11 protein-coding genes are annotated in these 15150 nt (G+C 49.2%); 5 read left to right on the top strand and 6 right to left on the bottom strand.

The features are described 5' to 3' along the window. Nucleotides 1–214: 214 nt before the first annotated feature. Nucleotides 215–1981: a glutamine--tRNA ligase/YqeY domain fusion protein gene (locus ABXS70_RS28795; protein WP_342553126.1), complete on the bottom strand. Its 1767-nt coding sequence runs from the start codon at nt 1979–1981 to the stop codon at nt 215–217. 275 nt (nt 1982–2256) lie between these two features. Between ABXS70_RS28795 and ABXS70_RS28790 the strand changes: the two genes are divergently transcribed. From ABXS70_RS28790 to ABXS70_RS28780, 3 genes are all read left to right on the top strand, one after another. Further along, complete coding sequence (locus ABXS70_RS28790; RefSeq protein ID WP_342553127.1) at nt 2257–2514, top strand: DUF2164 domain-containing protein; 258 nt, start codon at nt 2257–2259, stop codon at nt 2512–2514. Between the two features lie 34 nt (nt 2515–2548). After that, complete coding sequence (locus ABXS70_RS28785) at nt 2549–3097, top strand: GNAT family protein (protein ID WP_342553128.1); 549 nt, start codon at nt 2549–2551, stop codon at nt 3095–3097. Nucleotides 3098–3414: 317 nt separating this feature from the next. Further along, entirely contained in the window at nt 3415–4383 is a 969-nt protein-coding gene (locus tag ABXS70_RS28780) for a hypothetical protein (protein WP_366292839.1), read from the top strand. 262 nt (nt 4384–4645) lie between these two features. Here the strand turns inward: ABXS70_RS28780 and ABXS70_RS28775 are convergent, their stop codons facing one another. Together ABXS70_RS28775 and ABXS70_RS28770 are read right to left on the bottom strand one after the other, a co-directional pair. Then, complete coding sequence (locus tag ABXS70_RS28775) at nt 4646–5434, bottom strand: SDR family oxidoreductase (protein ID WP_342553130.1); 789 nt, start codon at nt 5432–5434, stop codon at nt 4646–4648. A 64-nt stretch (nt 5435–5498) separates the two neighbouring features. Next, the gene (locus ABXS70_RS28770; protein WP_342553131.1) at nt 5499–5996 is read right to left on the bottom strand and encodes a GNAT family N-acetyltransferase; all 498 of its coding nucleotides are present in this window, start codon (nt 5994–5996) and stop codon (nt 5499–5501) included. Nucleotides 5997–6329: 333 nt separating this feature from the next. Between ABXS70_RS28770 and ABXS70_RS28765 the strand changes: the two genes are divergently transcribed. Beyond that, complete coding sequence (locus ABXS70_RS28765) at nt 6330–7403, top strand: methyltransferase domain-containing protein (protein ID WP_342553132.1); 1074 nt, start codon at nt 6330–6332, stop codon at nt 7401–7403. A 35-nt stretch (nt 7404–7438) separates the two neighbouring features. Here ABXS70_RS28765 and ABXS70_RS28760 read toward each other — a convergent pair whose 3' ends face one another. The 3 genes from ABXS70_RS28760 to ABXS70_RS28750 form a co-directional block, all read right to left on the bottom strand. Continuing rightward, nucleotides 7439–8062 (bottom strand): class I SAM-dependent methyltransferase, encoded by a 624-nt coding sequence (locus ABXS70_RS28760; protein WP_366292836.1) that lies wholly within the window; start codon nt 8060–8062, stop codon nt 7439–7441. 218 nt (nt 8063–8280) lie between these two features. Further along, on the bottom strand, nt 8281–11676 hold the full coding sequence (locus ABXS70_RS28755) for a cellobiose phosphorylase (RefSeq protein WP_366292833.1): 3396 nt from the start codon (nt 11674–11676) through the stop codon (nt 8281–8283). Between the two features lie 216 nt (nt 11677–11892). Continuing rightward, on the bottom strand, nt 11893–12903 hold the full coding sequence (locus ABXS70_RS28750; protein ID WP_366292830.1) for a LacI family DNA-binding transcriptional regulator: 1011 nt from the start codon (nt 12901–12903) through the stop codon (nt 11893–11895). Nucleotides 12904–13477: 574 nt separating this feature from the next. Between ABXS70_RS28750 and ABXS70_RS28745 the strand changes: the two genes are divergently transcribed. Next, complete coding sequence (locus ABXS70_RS28745; RefSeq protein ID WP_342553136.1) at nt 13478–15130, top strand: AraC family transcriptional regulator; 1653 nt, start codon at nt 13478–13480, stop codon at nt 15128–15130. Nucleotides 15131–15150: the final 20 nt, after the last annotated feature.

Here is a 15150-nt window from a genome sequence, read left to right as displayed (position 1 = left end):
ATGGGCCACGGTATGATGATGTGTACATTAGATTATTATCTAGTCTAAATGTCTAGTCCAAAGGCTTGCCGATCACTTGACTGCTCGAAGCCTGGTCGTTTTTTGGGTTCCTCCCCCAATCACAAAAAAGGCGTTCCGTCACGATCATGACGGAACGCCTTTTCTTCAATGTTATAACCGTTTGCGCTTTAATGCTCGGCAGCCCAAGCCAAACTTAGGCCTTTGGCAGTTGGAACGAGCTTTTCAGCGATACAACCCGGTTGAATACCGGACGGCCTGGCTCGGAGTGCTTCGGATCAACACTGAAGTAACCGTGACGGAAAAATTGGAATTTGTCCTGCGGTTGTGCTTCTTTCATCTCCTGCTCCACGTAGCCGTGAACGATCTCGAGAGAGTTCGGGTTCAGCTGATCCAGGAACGTTTTCTCCGGCTGCTCGATAGTCTCTGCTCCAGCACCCGTTACATCCGCTTCAATCTCAGCTCCTGCTATCGCTGCTTCTACTTCGGCCTCCGCCTCGGGTGCTTCTGCCGAAATCAGCGGCTCGTACAAACGGAATTCCGCAGGTACCGCTTGAGTCGCTTCCACCCAGTGAATCGTGCCTTTCACTTTACGTCCCGTAAAGCCGCTGCCGCTCTTCGTTTCTACGTCATAGGTACAGTGGATCTCAACGACATTACCGTCTGCATCCTTGATTACGTCATTACATTTAATGAAGTAGGCATGTTTCAAACGAACTTCGTTGCCCGGGAACAAACGGAAGTATTTGTTCGGCGGATTTTCCATAAAGTCGTCTTGCTCGATATAAATCTCACGGGAAAACGGAATTTGGCGGCTGCCCATCTCCGGATTTTCCACGTTATTCTCCGCTTCCAGCCACTCCACTTGTCCCTCAGGGTAGTTGGTGATAACCACTTTGAGCGGGTGCAGCACAGCCATGGTGCGCGGGGCTTTCAGTTTCAGATCCTCACGAACAAAGTGCTCCAGCGTTTGCAGATCGATCACGCCTTGGCTTTTGGAAATGCCTGTTTCGAATACAAAATCACGAATCGCTTCCGGTGTGTACCCCCGGCGGCGCAGACCTGAAATCGTTGGCATCCGTGGATCATCCCAGCCATCGACATGGCCTTCATCCACGAGCAGCTTCAGCTTACGTTTGCTCGTTACCATCTGGGACAGGTTCAGGCGGCCAAATTCGTATTGACGCGGCTGACTCTCCATCTCGCACTCGGCGATGACCCAATCATAGAACGGGCGTTGATCTTCAAACTCCAGGGAACACAGAGAGTGTGTCACACCTTCAATCGCATCTTCAAGCGGGTGTGCAAATGCATACATCGGGTAGATGCACCATTTGTCGCCCGTGTTATGGTGGTGTGCATGAGAGATACGGTAAATAACCGGATCACGCAGGTTGATGTTAGGCGAAGCCATATCAATCTTGGCCCGCAGCACCTTTTCTCCGTTCTTGAATTCGCCTGCGCGCATGCGTGTGAACAGGTCGAGATTCTCTTCCACCGAACGGTCACGGTATGGGCTGTTTTTGCCCGGCTCGGTCAGTGTTCCGCGCATTTGTCGAATTTCGTCGGCACTTTGGTCGTCGACATAGGCTTTACCTTTTTGAATCAGCAGGACCGCACGGCTGTACATCTCATCGAAATAATCCGAGGCAAAACGTTTCTCGTTCCACTCGTATCCGAGCCACTTCACGTCTTCCTGGATGGAGTTTACATACTCCACGTCTTCCTTCACCGGGTTCGTGTCATCAAAGCGCAGATTGGTTTTGCCGCCGAACTCGCCGCCCAGCGTAAAGTTGATCCAGATCGCCTTCGCATGACCAATATGCAGATAACCGTTCGGTTCCGGAGGAAAACGGGTAATAACTTCCTGGACTTTGCCCGACCGGAGGTCTTCGGTAATGATATTTTTAATAAAGTTAGGTGGGGTTGTGAATCGATTGTCCACGAGTATCAAACCTTTCATGAATGGATTGGAGCTTGCAGGAATTGCAGCAATTCCGGTTTAAATTCCTTAAATACGAAGTCATTTCCTGAAAATATCCACTTTCATGGAAAGTTTCGTACGCGTTTCATTTAAATATACCTTTAACGGGGGAGGAGTTCAATAAATAACAGTACCAAAGTCAGGATCAGACATTATATGTGCATCCTTGCAAGTTAGGCCTAATACCATTTTGACGAGTTCGCACGAATCATGTAGCATATGATTAAAACTAAATTTAAGGGAGGGTTTCCCAAGTGAACGCGCTAAAACTGACCAAAGAACAGCAGGATGAAGCCATTCGCACGATCCAGTCGTATTTTGAAGAGGAACGCGGCGAAGAATTGGGCGATCTGGCAGCATGGGGCGTCCTCGACCTGTTTATGACACAGCTTGCTCCCTACATATATAATCAGGCACTCAGTGACGCACGCACAACGGTAAACCAGCGCATGGCCTCCATAGAAGAAGATCTGTTTGCTCTGGAGCGCAAATTGCCCCGGCCTCCCCGCTAATCTACCTATTATATAAAGAAAGAAGGTTGCAATCATGTTTACCTATTCACTCGATGAATATACGGAGCTTCGCCCGCTTTTGATGGAGCACACCAAACCGCTGTTTGAACTGACAGACCGTTCCAGGGATCAACTTAGACATTGGCTGCCTTGGGTCGACCAGGTAACCGAGATTGAACATACATCGAACTTTATTACAAGCGCGTTAAAACAAGCTGCGGAGAACGGCGGTTTCACGGCTGGCATCTGGTTAAAAGGAGAACTGGCCGGCATCATCGGTTTCCACGAGATTAACTGGACGAGCCGCTCCGTAAGCATCGGATACTGGCTTGGCAAAGGATTCGAAGGACAAGGCCTGATGACCAGCGCCTGCCGTGTCCTAGTGGATTACGCCCTCGTGACACTGGATCTGAACCGGGTCGAAATTCGCTGTGCCACAAACAACAAACGCAGCCGTGCCATTCCGGAACGACTTGGCTTCGTGCTTGAAGGCGTGATCCGCCAGGCAGAGAAACTGCCTAAAGGATATGTGAACCATGCGGTGTACGGCATGCTGCAGCATGAATGGGAACTTTTGCGATAAAACAGCCTTACATAATGAACCTGAATCGAACTTGTTATAACCTTTTCATAAATAAAAGCACGTGAGAGTGAATCAAAGTCACTCGGAGTACGTTAGAGTATATCGAATGACTATGAAAATACATTAACGCATCCCTTATATCCGCCTGCCCTTCGTCTGTGACAGCACATGTCCCACAGATGAAGGGTTATTGTGGTTACAGCCCCAATTTTTACTTCCCATTAAGGTTGAACTAATCTCTGCTTCATGCTCGGTGCCTAAGATAGCATTGTGGCTTTACAACCACAATCTCTATGACAGGAAGAAGGATGATACGGATGAAGAAAACCACAACATCAAGAGCAGTAAAGGTCACCAGCGCTTTAGCTTTAACACTTGCACTTAGCGGGGGCTTGGTGGCAGCAACTGCAGTTCATGCAGACCCTGCGGCGAAAGCATCCGATGCACTCCAGAACAAACGCACTGCCCCGATTGATTCCCATACATTAAAGCCATCTGGCAAAGCCGAGAGAGGATTGGGACCTTGGTTTGGTCCTCGCGCCGACGAGGTACTATCTGTGCTGGGTATAACGAAAGATGAGTTAAAAGAGGCCCTTCAAGCAGACCAATCGCTTGCGGAAATTGCTGCTGCGAAAAATGTGGAGACACAGACGCTTATCGAAACACTTGCTGCCGCGGAGAAAAAGGATCTGCAGCAGCAGCTTACCGACTCCAAGATTACTCAAACTCAGTATAATGAGCGCCTCGCGGCTCTGACAGAGCGCATCAGTGCAATGGTAAACGAGAAACCGTCCGAATTACGCGCGAAAAAACCTGAACATGGTGCGCCTGAACTTGGCCTGCATGGACGGGGGTTTGGTCCTGAAGTCGATCGTAACCTGGACAAGCTCGCTTCCATTCTTGGAGTGACCACTAATGAGTTAAGTTCATCACTCAAAAATGGGGATACTCTTGCTGAGATTGCATCTGCTCAGAAAGTAGACGTGCAAACCCTTATTCAGCAGCTCGTCACCGATAGAACGTCCGATCTGCAGCAAGAGTTGAAGGACGGTAAAATTACGCAGGCTCAGTATGATGAGCGGGCTGCTGACCTAACGGAGCACATCACAGACCTAGTTAATGGCACACGACCATCCGCTCGCCCCGAGCATCACCATGGCTCTCGTTTGAAAGACGAGTCCGGTGCTCCAGCTAAACCTTTACCAGAGAACGACAAGATAGACAAGGCGGGTACAACAGATAAGGCAGAAACGAGCACCTCTGATAGCAGCAAAGACCCTGCTTAACCACTCTACGAAGCACCCATAACACCCATCCGACCATTGGCGTCTGATACAACGGTATAAATAAGCTCACGTCACCTGCTTCGATTTCGGGCAAGCAGGAACAATAAACGTATGCAAGCAGAGCATAAGAGAAATATCCATTTATCTTTGGAACGCCAAAAGATCGTTTCCATCGTTTCCATATCCATGCCAAGTCCCTCCTTCTCACGCTGTTTACAGCGGTGAAGGAGGGACCTTTAATTATTACTAAGCCGTATAACATTTAGAGAGCACGCACCATGCCGCCATCCACAATCAGCGAAGTTCCGGTAATGTAAGAATTAGCCCCGGATAACAGGAACACTACCGCTTTGGCAAATTCCTCCGGCTGACCGTAGCGCCCCAGCGGAATTTCCTTACGGAACTGCTCGGCAATCTCGTCTTCACTGACCCCATTTTGTTCAGCCCGCGCCGTATCCAGCTCACGAATCCGATCTGTTGCGATGCGGCCAGGAGCAACGGTGTTGATTAAAATGCCATAAGGTGCAAGCTCCTGAGAGAGCGTTTTGGCAAGGCCAAACACACCGGTACGGAACGTATTCGACAGTATCAGACCCGGGATCGGCTGCTTGACCGAAGTGGAAGCAATGTTGACGATATGACCTCCATTTTTCTTCATATACGGAAGTACACCTCGAATCAGTCTGACATAGCTGAGCATATTCAGCTCAAACGCATGCTCCCAGTCTTCGTCTGTCAGAGACTCAAACGTACCGGAAGGCGGACCGCCCGAATTGTTGACCAGAATGTCGATCTGTCCAAATTGTTCAGCTGTTTTCTGAATAAGTGCTGCAATGTCCTCTTTGCGGGTTACATCTGTGGCGGCATATTCGACACGTCCACCGCCGCCAAGGGCGAGCAGTTCTTCTTTTACCGCGGCGAGCTTGTCCTCGCTCCGGCTGGCCAGCATGACATCGGCGCCCTCGAGTGCCAGCTGTGCTGCCACCGCTTTGCCCAGGCCCCGGCTGGAGGCCAGCACCAGTGCTTTTTTACCGCGAAGTCCCATATCCATCGTAATTCCTCCCTTTGCCAATTCTTTGCTGTATCTGATGCATCACCTATAACAGGCTGACCGTCTATGATCCAATAAAATAGGCCATTAAAATATCATCCACATCTCTGCCTTCGATTCGAAATTCGGATACGAGTCTGCCCTCCGTTATAAAACCGCACTGCTCATAGAAGGCGACCGCTCCCGGATTGCTTGACAGTACACGCAGCCTGAGCTTGCGTATTCCCTGCCCCAGTGCGTGCTCTTTCATCGCTTCCATCAAAGCTGTCGCCACGCCGGAGCGGCGGAACTCGGGGTGAACTGCAATATGAATCTCATAAACATGGCGGTTCACAGGCATTCCTGTGGGGGGATGAAAGCCCACATATCCGCACACCCGATCCTCCTGCACCGCAATCAATTGGTTTCCCGGCGGGCAGTACTGTAAATACTGCTGTCTGGAACGCCACTGCATCGGTGCAGGCGAAGTGGACGCGTTCCAAACCAGCATATCCAGCTCCATTAACTGGCTCGCATCCTTAAGCTCGGAAGGACGAATATCATACGTATGACTGGTGAGCATGCCGATTCAACCTTTCGTATATTTCATTCAATATTTTTTTTGTTTTGCCTCATTGAAATATCCTTTTTCTTGACCTCATTACGCTATCTTTTGATGTGCCTTATGCTGCTATCTATTGTAGCATAGCCAACGCATGGACTTAAATTCCGCACCCATATAACCAAACCATGAAAATGAGATCATCTAAGTTACTTATACATGGTGTTCTCCAGATCAGCCAAATCGAAATGACCCATAAAAAACACTTCACCTTGCCGTAACGTCATCGTTTATACTGATTTCATTGTGATTGTATATAATACAGGTTCCATGAAGCAAGGAGGTGCACCCGGATTGAATATCAAAGAGGCCGCGTCCCGGCTCGGAATATCGGCAAGAGCTGTTCGCTTTTATGAAGAAAAAGGGTTGGTCCAGCCTGCCAAACAGACGGGTAACGGCTACCGTACCTATTCGGAAAATGATATTTGGCGACTGCAGACCATTGCAGCGCTGCGCGAGATCGGCATGTCCCTGCAGGATATTCATCATGCACTTGCCGAGATTGATCAGGGAAACCAGCAGGGACTGGAGGAATATCTCGAGCTGCAGCAGGCAGTTATGTATGCTCAGTGGGTAGAGTTGAAACGCATGATGGATACGACCCAGCGTATGATTGAACTGAATCGTCAGGGTGGACCGCTGAAGGTCAGCCATCTGCATAATCTGGCAGGCAGTGCGCGCCGTCTGCGAGAAGCACGGCAGAACTGGCATGATCGCTGGAATTATGATAGACAAGCAGCCATCCATGATCAGCGGGTGCAGACAGCGTGGACAAAAGCGGACAAGCCTTTCAACCTATATCATAATTATGATGAAGCCCTGGAACAGGCCGTCCAATGGACCTCTCCTGCAATTGGGGAATACGGATTAGATATAGGAACCGGGACGGGCAATCTGGCCGGGAGAATGCTGGATAAGGGTGCAGTCATGACCGGAATCGATCAGTCACGGGAGATGCTGCGCACGTGCCGCAGGAAATATCCACAGATGCACGTAAAGCTTGGTAACTTCCTGGCACTTCCGTTTGCCGATCAATCTTTTGATTTTGTCGTTTCCAGCTTTGCCTTCCATCATCTGAGTCCAGATCAGCAGCAGCTGGCATTGGAAGAAATGCAGCGCGTTCTCAAGACCACGCCCATGGGCAGAATTTGTCTTACCGATCTGATGTTTACGAATCATGAGCACCGTGATACCTATGTAAAGCTTGCCGAAACCGCCGGGAATGCGGAACAGCTGCAGGCTCTGCGCGAGCGTCATTTCCCATTGCTGGACGAACTGTGCGTCTGGTTGACTCAACAAGGCTGCCAGATCAAGCATATGCGGCATAATGAGCTGCTGCACACACTGCTTGCAGTTCCAGTGCGTTAAGCGATATTCAAGCAGCATATATCGGCTATATGCTGTTAGTCCTTGAGAAAGCTAACATATCTCAAATCAATCCAGGTACTATGCTCATGAGCATAGTGAAGCTGTTCTCGGAATGAACCGGTATCCAGGATGGTGTAGTTTGCGAAGTGGTGGCTTAAGTCCAGCTCATTAAAAAAATGAGCAAACTTCCCTTGTTTATACTCGTATGTATTCGGCTCAAGCAGGCTTCCTTTTCCGCAGCTGCTGTCTTCGTCCGAGAATACGGTGAAAAATCCAGATCCGCCCTTCCGAAGAAACTCGCTGCATTTGTCTATAATCACGTTTCGTTCCTGCCGCTTAAACAAATGGAGAAGGTTATAACAGAAAACAGCATCATACTTCTGAGGCAGTTTAACATCCAGCACAGAAGCATGGATAACATTCGAATGGGTATCCCATTCCCTTGCAAGTTTAACCGCAGCTCCAGATACCTCTATGCCGTCAACCTTGAAATATTTTGCCAATTCCTTCGTGTTTCGCCCATATCCAGCCCCCAGGACCAGCACTTGTTTCACGCCTCTTTGCCGAAAAGACGAAATGACTTTGGTTGTAATTACACTGGGGGTTTCTCCCCAAACTTTCCCTTCTGTCTGAAATCGATCTTCCCAGTACGATCCCAATGATTAACCTCCTCAGTTATATATGTTAGTTTCGATTCATTAAGGTGAGATATTAAACGTTCAGGCAGTTGATATAAACAAAAATACACCCCTTAGCAGCAATTGGATATAACAAATATCCTAAATATGCTAAGGGGTGCTGTAGTTCAATATGTCACAAGAGACAGTTAATTCTGTTCTTCCTGTGCTGGTCTTGGTAAACCTTTTGCGAAAAACTCTTACATATAAATATCAACAATCGTGCGCTCTGCGGTGCTGCTTGCCTGTTTGAACGCATCCAGCGTGATGCATACCCCGCCTTGACGATAACGGTTCGCTGTGCGCTCGCCTTGAATATCGCTGCCGTTCACCGCTACACGGCTGACAGTCCCCTCAGTCAGGTGGTAGATAAATGTCACCGGCTTGCCTGCATATTCGAATTCAAACTGCATGCCGTCCAGCTCAGCTGGCAGTACCGGGTCGATGACCAGATTGCCGCCTTCCTGACGAATACCCAGTGCATTCGAGATCAGCTGGTTCATGTAGATTCCAGGGCCGCTGGAGTAGATTCTCCATCCGCCTTTCACCTGTACTGTACCTTTACGGAGCTGGTCAAAATGTTCCTGTGCTTCGTAGCGGGTGTTGAACTTGCCGTCCGAACTGCTGAAGTACGCATTCGCTTGGCGAATCTCTGCGTTAGGCACAACCTCGCTGATTCCTACCGGGTTAATCATCGCCAGACCATTCCAGACTTGATCCGTTTTACCGAGCTTCGCCATCGCTTCCACGTAGCGAATGTGGGCGTGCACATACTGCAAACCGATCTCCCGTCCGAAGTTGGATGCCTGCTCTGCACGTTTGAAGTGAGTGCTCACACCCCCCGCATATTGTGCAGGACGGTTCATTAGACGCACGCCATCCGGGCACAGGAACTGCTCACGAATGAGTGCATAGTGTGCTTCGGCCTGTTCTGCGTTCAGCAGTTCTCCGATCATGCTTCGTGTCATCGGCAGCAGGCGGTATTGAATGCCTGTCTCCGTGTCTGTCGGATGCAGCATCAGCTTCGCCTGATCCGCCTCTTCCATGTACACAAAGCCCGGAATCACATCTGTGCCCAGCATGTAACGATTGAAGTCTTCGCGGATACCCTCTGCGAGTTGGGCAAGCTCCTGTGCAAAAGCTCCATCCGTGGATTTCAATGCCTGTGACAGCACGTTCACGGACTGATACGTCAAAGCTACGGTCCAGCTGCTCACCATGTACTGCTTGAGCTGTGCATTGGCTGGCTGAAGGGTATCATCCCAGTCTCCATCTCCATAGGAGGACAGGAACGTATCGTGCAGGAAGTGTGCACGGATGTACTCGATCTCTTTTTTCGCATGATCCAGTACCGTTGCTGTCTCTTCTGTGAATCCAAAGCTATGCTTAACCGTGTAAGGCACTTTCTCTTCCAGAATCGCATAGTCGCGAGTTGCAGTCAGGTAGTCTGCCAGTACTTTCAGCGGCCATACGATGATATCGCCATGGCTCTCTTCCTGCTGAATCGCAAAGTATTTATCGAACATAAACCACTGCGGCCAGTTGCCGTCATCCTTGTATTGGTGCGTATACACCATTTTGATGATATCGCGAACCTGCTCATATTTTTGAGTCGCCATGAAGTATTCCACCGGACCCTGACACACATCACGGGTACCCCATGCAGCGCCGCCGTACTGCTCCAGACCGTGAGGTACAGAGTAATGCACCAGCATGTTGTGCGTATACCACCAAGCAAGCGCGTTGACTTTGAACAAGTCTTCCGCATCCTGGCTCTCGCCGCGGGACAAACGGAACCCGTTCATAACCCCTGCAAAGAACTCACGATACGCATGCACTTCTTCTTCAAAAGAAAGGCTCGGAGCCGCAGCTTCAGTACCTGCAGCAGCCTGATCTTCCAGGACACCCTGAACCTTCAGCGTCCATGCCGCACTTTCTTCCAAGCTAAGGGTTACAAGGGAGGCCGAGCCGCTGCGAACACCGCTGGCGAGCAGCGTTTCGTCCCCAGCTTGTACAGAAGCACCTTCAACCGTCATGCGGTACTCCAGCTCTGGATATGTTCCAGCACTCAAAGATTGCGGGTCAGCTTTGAAAGTCAGCGTGCTGCCTTCCTGTGTCATGTGCAGCGGGTACTCGTACTCATTCACATTCATCGTAATCTGGTTCGTTACCAGGTAACGATAGGCTTTTCCACTTGTAGAACGTACATTCATGCGTACTTCCGTAGAATGCGTCGTTGTATAATTCGTTACGATGAGTGTATCGGACTCCATTTTATAAATCCAGCGCGCATAGTTAAACCCAATCTCGAACAGGGAAGGCATCGTCAGCAGACGATATTGCCCGTCGATCTCTACATAGATGCGTTGTCCAGCCGTTTTTGGTACGTTCAAAGCATTGCGGGCATTACTGATCATTTTGTTAAAATTAGTGTTGCCGATAACAAGCTGCGAGTTAAACATTCCGTACATATACGATGTCGTAGTAATAACCTGCGCGCCCAGTTTGACATTGCCGCCGCTCATCAGAATATGTCCGTGTGGACGCTCCACCAGCAGTTCTTTGGCTTTCAATACGATATGCTCATAAGAATTCGTGAAGAAGGACAGGAGCTGATCCCCGCTGCGTTCTTCCTGGTGACGGTCGGGATACAGCTGGTTAATCTCTTCCTGCGTCAGATCGAGTGCGGCCAGCGGCCCACCCAGAGATGAGGAACGCTTCACCTGTTCGAATACTTCACCCGGTTCTGCATTCAGAGTCTTCACTTCATTCCATGCCGCTGCAACTTCATCCCCGAACTCCAGTGCGGTAATAGCCGATGCATGGCTAGCCTTCGCCAATCCATAGAATACAACCTGCGCCTCACCATTTAGTTCCAGCAGCTCGGATTGCAGTGCAGTATAAGCAAACTCGTACTGGTACGTTTCGTTTGCCAGTGTTGGGCGGGTCAGACTTTCAGGCTGATTGGTTTCTTTATAAGACAGCCCAAAGAACTGGAAGCCGTCCGTGGAGTAACCGACCGATTTGGTCAGGGAACCCTGCTGCATGTAGGGGAAAGCTCCTCCCTGCGGCTGGTTTTGACGTGAGCATACCACATACCCCTTAGCATCATCCTCAAACACGGTATGGTCAATATACTGGGACAGATATGCTTCATTGCTGCGTACCGCACCCGGATCAGCCAATCCTACATCTTGTCCATAGACCACATCAACACGCTGCTGTTGTCCGGTAATCTTCACATCCCAGAACCAGATGCCTTGCGGCGTAAGCGTAAATACGACCTGATAGTTGATCGCTTCCGCAGCGTTCTTCGGCTGCACATGGCCTGTCCAGATCAGCTGACGGTCTCCATGCGATTTGCTTGTGGATACCTTGCTGTTGGAGTGTACGCCGAGCAGCGGGAAGGAAGTAATCTCGCCATTCTCATGTACGCGCAGGTATAGATTATTCAAAGACCCATCTATCGGGTTGCTGATCAATTGATTCAGCATCGTATTGCCGGAAACAGCCTGAACCAGATCCCCACTGTTGAAAAAAGTAAATGTGACTTCTCCGGCGTTCAGCCGAATCGTTTCATTCATCGTTGCTGCCATCTCTCTACCACTCCTTAAATTAGTTTACCACTCAATATCGAAACGTTTCGATACTATTGAAAAAGAATAGGGTTCCCTTGAACCGGCCCAGCGAGACCCGTTCCAACGATAACCCTGTCATGTCAAACAACACGTTCACATACAGACCGTGCTTCACCTGTTATGTATCCAGATACGCCGATCCGCGCTCAAGCCGCTCGATAAAGAAATCAACCGTTATTTTCCTGACTCGTCAGTATGCAGAGAACTTACAGAACCACGCTCCACCAGATCAATCGTTAGCGTATAGGATGGATTAACGCTCTCTCCATTCAGCATCTGGAACAGCAGATGCCCCGCCAGTGATCCAGCCTCGTGCTTGGGCTGACGAATCGTTGTCAGCGGAGGATGAACATATTCGGACAGCTGGATGTCATCGAAGCCGATGACCGAAATGTCACCCGGCACCGAGATACCGCTCTCTTCAAATGCTTTCAGCCCTCCAATGGCCATCTCGTCGTTTCCGTAAAATACGGCTGATGGAAGCTCTCCCTGCATAATCATCATCTTGGTTGCATTAAAGCCGCCCTCGCGCACGAAATTACCGTTCAGACGCCATTTTGACTTCTCTTCAAGTCCAGCTTCCCGCATCGCACGCAGGAAACCTTGGTAACGCAGTGCATTATCATAGGAGTTGGATGGACCGCTGATATAAGCGATGTTCTCATGACCACCTCTGATCAAACGGCGGGTTGCAAGGTATCCGCCCTGCTCGCCATCCACCAGCACATTGACCAGATGATCACCGGACAGCTGACGATCCATGACAATAATCGGGAAGCGTGATCCGGCGGACTCAACCAGAATGTCATCATGGATGTTGTGAGCCAGTATAATGGCTCCGTCCACCCTCTTTTCACGCAAAAAACGAACTGCTGTTGAATCCCGTCCTCCCATTGAGCTGCAGGCAATCAGATCATACCCGTTCGCCAGTGCTACATCCTGCACACTGCGAATCAGCTCTGAGTAATATGGTCCCGACAGGTCTGTCAGAATCAGCGCGATGGTATTGGTCCGACTCCGTTTCAAATCCATGGCAAAGCCGTTTTTACGGTAATTCAGTTCTCGTGCTGCCTCAAGCACCTTCGCTTTGGTCTTCGCACTAACTTTGCTGTCCCCGTTCAGTGCATAGGAAGCAGTTGAGAGCGCCACACCCGCCAGCTTTGCCACATCCTTGATCGTTGCCATTCCTCGTTCGCCCCTTCTTGCTTAGCTCATTCATTACTTATTATCTCATCAGACAGCATGTATTAAATAAAAACCAACACCATGCAGCCCCGTTCACTGCTCCAGTCATGGTTATCATTCATTATGATGCATATACCGTGCCGCTTATGGCACTTCTAGCTTAGATTGTTAATTGCACTTCGCCATCTTCCTCGTTACAGCACAATCGAAACGTTTCGAGGTGTTTCCAAAAAAATAATTCAGGCTTATTTTTCCTTGTGAAAAGACGGAGCAATGCCCGTAACTCGGTCCTTCTTAGATGGGAACTCTGCATCACTCGATGCACAAACTTCAGTCAATCTGCCGTAAATACTAGATTGAAACGTTTCGACATTATCATTATAGTCGCTGGTGATAGCGATTTCAACCATTTTATCTAATTTTCGTAGAAATAAGTCCAATTTTCGATCGTTTGTCCACGAAGTTTTGTTTATTATATACTGCATAATAGTTCAAATTTATCAATTTGACCAGTACAAGAAGTGCGATGCAGTGTTACAGCTCTTCCAAATCATAATAAGGAGAAGGTTACGTCATGAAAAACAAACAGCCTGCTGATCAAGTCAACGAAGATTCCTCGCTCGTTTCCTTACCATACATGAAGTCTATTCCTGGCGCTCCATTCAAGCTGATACATCTCGTTCAGCTTCATGACCGTGAAGCATTCGCCCATATCGAGAAATCCTGGAGCAAGCTCCATGTATTATATGTCATAACCGCAGGTCAGGCCAGACTCATCGGAGCAGATGGTAAACTGACACTCACTCCCGGCTCCGCATTCATTCGCCGGGCAGGCCACCTGCTGCAGCATGACTGTTATCGAGGTACTCTATCGCCAGTCCAGGGCATTGCCATCGCCTTCGATTTTACCGATCAACAACAGCGCTTCTGGCCGTTTGGTGCCCCAGCTCCAACATCCAGCCGCTTGATTGTTGACAAGGCAGTAGAACTGGCCCAGGTATGCATGACAGAGCAAAATGCAAATCCGTTCAGACCGCATATTCTTTTCTATCAACTTCTGGATATGCTGCAGGAGCAAGCCGCTCTTGTTTCTCAACCAGATCACTCTTGGCTGGATGGTGTACTCCGCCATATTCATAAGATGTATGCACATCCGTTGACCCGTGAGCAACTGGCTAAAGCCTCGAACATCAGCCCAGAACATTTTTCGCGGGAATTTAAACGCTATACCGGCCTTACCTTTGTCGAGTATGTATCCCGTTTAAGGATCAGGATGTCTCAAGAACATCTGCTGTTGGGAAGTCCTACATTACAGGAAGTGGCTAGACTGACCGGATATAAAGATTCGTTCTATCTAAGCCGCAAGTTCAAACAAATCGTTGGTGCAGCACCAACCCATTACCGGCATACTCCGAAGAAAATCGTCTCTCTGACCTTCAACTACACGGCTTCCCTGCTGGCACTGGGCTGTATTCCCCACATAGGAGCTGTTGCGAGCTGGATGGAATCCGGTCTTGATGAGCAAGTACAACAGCAGATGAGGCAGTATGCGGAGCATGAACTGTTAGCTCATCCGCAGTTGATCGCGGAGGCCAATCCCGACATAATCATCGGCTACGCACCTCATCCAGCTCTGGATAAAATGCGAATGATTGCGCCAACAATTCTGATGCCGTTTGAAGAACTGGACTGGAAGCAGCAGTTTATACAGATCGGTCGAATTACAGGACTGGAGTCCAGGGCCCAAGCTGTCATTCAACATTATCACCAGTTGGTGCAGGAGGCCAATCAGACCTTGGACAATCTGATGGGCAAAAATCGCGGTTCAGCGGTATGTTTATTCCTGTATGGGGAACAAGGTGCATACGTCTTTGGTCATAGTTGGGGCAGAGCTTCTCATATTCTGTATGAGTCTCTTGGATTTCAACCACCGACACGTATGCTCAAGGATGGGCGGCTGCCAAACGGATACATCCATGTGCCTCTGTCCGATATTCATTTGTATGCAGCAGATCACATATTTGCAGCCTATCCTGAGGAAGCTGCAGAACAACAAGCCGTCCATTTACAGATGAATTCAACATCATGGAGCAGCCTTGCGGCCATTCGTAACGGTTGTGTATACGAAATTGATGCAGACATGTTCTACGGTTTTGACCCTCTATCCATGGTAAAGCAACTAAAAAACATAATGCATCATTTCACATCACATCTATCCATGCCTTAGTGATCATCGTTGTCCATGTA

Source organism: Paenibacillus sp. AN1007 (assembly GCF_040702995.1).
GTDB lineage: Bacteria > Bacillota > Bacilli > Paenibacillales > Paenibacillaceae > Paenibacillus.
This window is presented reverse-complemented; position numbering and strand designations above follow the sequence as displayed.

Bases quoted from the DNA above. Each gene is read 5' to 3' on its own strand.
- ABXS70_RS28750 (WP_366292830.1), bottom strand. From the start codon at position 12,903: ATGGCAACGATCAAGGATGTGGCAAAGCTGGCGGGTGTGGCGCTCTCA.
- ABXS70_RS28775 (WP_342553130.1), bottom strand. From the start codon at position 5,434: ATGGATATGGGACTTCGCGGTAAAAAAGCACTGGTGCTGGCCTCCAGC.
- ABXS70_RS28780 (WP_366292839.1), top strand. From the start codon at position 3,415: ATGAAGAAAACCACAACATCAAGAGCAGTAAAGGTCACCAGCGCTTTA.
- ABXS70_RS28755 (WP_366292833.1), bottom strand. From the start codon at position 11,676: ATGGCAGCAACGATGAATGAAACGATTCGGCTGAACGCCGGAGAAGTC.
- ABXS70_RS28795 (WP_342553126.1), bottom strand. From the start codon at position 1,981: ATGAAAGGTTTGATACTCGTGGACAATCGATTCACAACCCCACCTAAC.
- ABXS70_RS28785 (WP_342553128.1), top strand. From the start codon at position 2,549: ATGTTTACCTATTCACTCGATGAATATACGGAGCTTCGCCCGCTTTTG.
- ABXS70_RS28770 (WP_342553131.1), bottom strand. From the start codon at position 5,996: ATGCTCACCAGTCATACGTATGATATTCGTCCTTCCGAGCTTAAGGAT.
- ABXS70_RS28745 (WP_342553136.1), top strand. From the start codon at position 13,478: ATGAAAAACAAACAGCCTGCTGATCAAGTCAACGAAGATTCCTCGCTC.